This window comes from Chryseobacterium sp. SIMBA_029 (assembly GCF_046535275.1).
Lineage (GTDB): Bacteria > Bacteroidota > Bacteroidia > Flavobacteriales > Weeksellaceae > Chryseobacterium.
The window spans coordinates 1-376 of sequence record NZ_JAWRXA010000078.1; the positions used below are offsets into that span (position 1 = coordinate 1).

General features: G+C 64.1%; 1 protein-coding gene. It reads right to left on the reverse strand.

The window, feature by feature from the left end; translation table 11 throughout:
* The coding region (locus SB679_RS23295; protein WP_410704661.1) for an endonuclease/exonuclease/phosphatase family protein at positions 1-376 on the reverse strand (376 nt) is incomplete at both ends.

Sequence of the window (376 nt, forward strand, 5' to 3'; positions counted from 1 at the left end):
CTTGTGAGCGCTGCCGACGGCTCGATCTCCGCAAGCAGCGGTAGATGATCGGACGCGCGGCGTGCCAGCGGATCGGCGATCGCCGTCACCCGCCTGACACCAAGTCCTTCCGAGACGAAGACATGGTCGATCCGCAGCACCGGAAGTCGCGACGGATAGGTCGGCCGCGGCTTACCACCGGCCAGAAGCTGGGCGTCTCGAAACTGCCGGGCAAGCGTCCGGTATGCGGGCGATAGCGGAATGGCGTTGAGATCACCGCAGATGATCGACGGCGCAGCCTGAAATGCCGACGACCCGATCCAGTCGCTGCCGAGCAACGCCGCTATTTGCTGCGCCCTGTCCACGCCTCTGAGACCAAGATGCGTGTTTAGAACGT